Raw genomic sequence first — 2,014 nt, 5'->3', positions numbered from 1 at the left:
CCGTCCAGCCGCCCGCTCGCAGCGTCGCGGCTACCCGTTCGCCCGCTGCCCGGACTCGCTCGGCCGGCAGCAGGCCGCGCAGGAATACGTACCCGTCAGCGGCGAGCCGCGCCCTGAGCGCCACCGGGTCACTGGCCAGGCTGCGGGAATCGGCCAGCTCATCCACGCCGTCACGCTAACTCCGCTGCCTGGGAATCCACCGGGCGCCAGCTGGGAAACCTCAAGGCATGACGTCTACGCGCATTGACTGGGTTGCCGAGCACTGTCGCTTGCTTCGGTCGATCTCGGCGGAGTTCAAGGACACGCTGCCGTTCCGCGGACTCACCATCGGGACAGGTATCCATCTGGAGGCCAAGACGGTGGCGCTGCTCTTGACCTTGCGCGATGGCGGAGCGCGGCTGGTCTCGACCGGCAACTTGAACACGACACAGCCCGAGGCGCTGCAGGCGCTGAACGCCGAGGGCGTGGTGGTGATCGGGGGCCCGACGAGGGACAGGCAGGTGCACGGCCGGTACCTCGGGGAGGTGATCGCGGCCAGGCCGGACCTCATCCTCGACAACGGCGGCGACCTGTTCGCCAGGTACCTCGATGCGCCCTACGACGGCCTGCGCGGGGGAACAGAGGAGACAACGTCCGGCCGGATGCGCCTGGAGCCGCTGCGTGACCGCCTGCGGCTGCCGATCCTGGTGATCAACGACAGCCCGATCAAGCAGTTCGCCGAGAACGAGCACGCCGTGGGGCAGAGCGCGCTGGAGTCCTACCTGCGCCTGACCAACCGCGTGACCAACGGCGAGGAGGTCACGGTCTTCGGCTACGGCGCGTGCGGGCGCGGAGTCGCGGCCAACTTCCGCGGCGCGTGCGCCCGGGTGACAGTGGTAGACGTCGATCCGGTCACCCGGCTGCGAGCGCATCTGGACGGCTTCAGCACACCGCCGCGCGAGCAGGCCATCGCTGACGCCGACCTGATCATCACGGTCACCGGTGCCCGGGACGTGCTGACGGCCGCGGACCTGCCGCTGCTGCGTGACGGCGTCATCGTGGCCAATGCCGGCCACTTCCCGTTCGAAATCGACGTCGACGCCATAGCGGGCTCTCCCGATGTCGCGGGCTTCCGCGAGTACGCCGATGACCTCATGACGCTTGAGCTCCATGACGGCCGGCGCGTCCACGTGATCTCGCGCGGGCATATGTTCAACCTGGCCGGCCCGCGGCCGCTGGGCAATTCGATCGAGTCGATGGACCTCGGCTTTGCGCTGCAAGCCCGGTGCCTGGAGGCCGTCGCCAACGGCAGCGTGGACGCCGCCAGCTGCGTCGTTCCCGTCCCGGCCACTATCGACGCCGCGATCGCCGCCAGCTACCTCGATCGCAAGTACCCGGCCGCGCCGAGGGCCTAACTCACCCAGGGCGCTCCCACGCCGATCGTGGCCAATGGCCGCCGCATGCGGGCGGATGCTGCCCGCGGGGCTGGAGTACGTCAATAGCTGGGTGGTGGACGATGGCGGCATGGACCGGTGCTTCCAGCTTATGGAGACCAGCGACCCAGCCTTGTTCGATGTCTGGTTCGAACGCTGGAGTGACCTGGTCAGCTTCGAGGTGTACCCCGTGATCACGTCCGCCGAGGCGGCGGCCCGAGCCGGGACATGACAGGATCAGCGCGCCGGCGGTAGCCGGGCATGACGCCGCTCAGGCCCACACGGGGGTGGCCCGGGCTGGTGGGATGTCGGATCGGTCCTGTCCTTCGTTGGGGAAGCCCGGCCCGGCATTCCGGGGTGCCAGGCCTAGGCTGGCAGTGTGAGGGAGGAGCTGCCTGCCGTGGCCGGGGCCCGGATCGCGGGGATCCGGTCCAGCGGGACGTGGGGGTCCTCGCTGACCTGCGGTGAGTTCGCCGCTGTGCGTAGCGCGGGCTTCGAGCCGGTTGGCCAGGTGTTCGGCGCGGCCGTGTATGCGGCCGGGGCGGCCAGCGGGCCCAGCTGCCCCGCGGCAGGAGGATCAGCCGGCGGCGGGACGCCGGGCG

The 2,014-nt window shown here is 70.3% G+C and carries 3 protein-coding genes; all 3 read left to right on the top strand.

Translation table 11 applies throughout. The annotated features are described in order from the left end of the window. The first annotated feature begins 227 nt into the window (after positions 1-227). The gene (locus WA805_RS23110; RefSeq protein ID WP_425243389.1) at positions 228-1,394 is read left to right on the top strand and encodes an adenosylhomocysteinase; all 1,167 of its coding nucleotides are present in this window, start codon (positions 228-230) and stop codon (positions 1,392-1,394) included. Positions 1,395-1,428: 34 nt separating this feature from the next. Further along, positions 1,429-1,644, top strand: coding sequence for a DUF3303 domain-containing protein (locus tag WA805_RS23105; protein ID WP_422285286.1), 216 nt, complete (start codon positions 1,429-1,431; stop codon positions 1,642-1,644). A gap of 147 nt (positions 1,645-1,791) precedes the next feature. Next, positions 1,792-2,014 (top strand): hypothetical protein (locus WA805_RS23100; protein ID WP_425243388.1); only part of this gene is annotated, 223 nt, incomplete at its 3' end.

It is taken from the genome of Trebonia sp. (assembly GCF_049794275.1).
Classification (GTDB): domain Bacteria; phylum Actinomycetota; class Actinomycetes; order Streptosporangiales; family Streptosporangiaceae; genus Trebonia.
The sequence above is the reverse complement of the archived record's forward strand: the minus strand, read 5'-3'. Positions and strand labels throughout refer to the sequence as shown.

What these genes read in the sequence shown, in the direction of transcription:
- WA805_RS23105 (WP_422285286.1), top strand. Translation starts at nt 1,429, where the DNA reads ATGGCCGCCGCATGCGGGCGGATGCTGCCCGCGGGGCTGGAGTACGTC.
- WA805_RS23110 (WP_425243389.1), top strand. Translation starts at nt 228, where the DNA reads ATGACGTCTACGCGCATTGACTGGGTTGCCGAGCACTGTCGCTTGCTT.